Here is a 724-nt window from a genome sequence, read left to right on the forward strand (position 1 = left end):
GATGGGTGGGTGCTCAACGGCGCCAAGATGTGGATCACCAATGCGGGGGTGTCGGAGTTCTACACGGTGATGGCGGTCACCGACCCGGCGGCGGGGGCGCGGGGGATCTCGGCGTTCGTGGTGGAGAAGTCCGATCCGGGGGTGTCGTTCGGGCCCAAGGAGCGGAAGCTGGGGATCAAGGGGTCGCCGACCCGGCAGGTGATCTTGGAGGATGTGCGGATCCCGGCCGACCGGATCATCGGGGCCGAGGGGACGGGGTTCAAGACCGCGCTGGCGACGCTGGACCACACCCGTATCACCATCGCCGCCCAGGCGCTGGGGATCGCCCAGGGCGCGCTGGACTTCGCCGTCGGGTATGTCAAGGAGCGGCGGCAGTTCGGCAAGGCGATCGCCGATTTCCAGGGTGTGCAGTTCATGCTGGCCGATATGGCGATGCGGCTGGAGGGGGCGCGGCAGCTGACCTACCACGCGGCGATCAAGTCCGAGCGGGCGATGCAGGGTGAGAAGGTGGCGGATCTGACGTTTGTGTCGTCGGCGTGCAAGGCGCTGGCCTCGGACGTGGCGATGGACGTCACCACTGATGCGGTGCAGCTTTTGGGCGGGTATGGGTACACGCGCGAGTTCCCGGTGGAGCGGATGATGCGCGACGCCAAGATCACTCAGATCTACGAGGGCACCAACCAGATCCAGCGCATGGTCATGGCCCGCCAGCTCCTGAAGTAGC

1 protein-coding gene is annotated in these 724 nt (G+C 66.7%); it reads left to right on the forward strand.

The genetic code is table 11. The features are described 5' to 3' along the window. Positions 1–723 (forward strand): acyl-CoA dehydrogenase family protein (locus E1300_RS49640; protein ID WP_131764171.1); only part of this gene is annotated, 723 nt, incomplete at its 5' end. Position 724: the final 1 nt, after the last annotated feature.

It is taken from the genome of Actinomadura fibrosa (assembly GCF_900659615.1).
In the GTDB taxonomy this organism is placed as follows: Bacteria; Actinomycetota; Actinomycetes; order Streptosporangiales; family Streptosporangiaceae; genus Spirillospora; species Spirillospora fibrosa.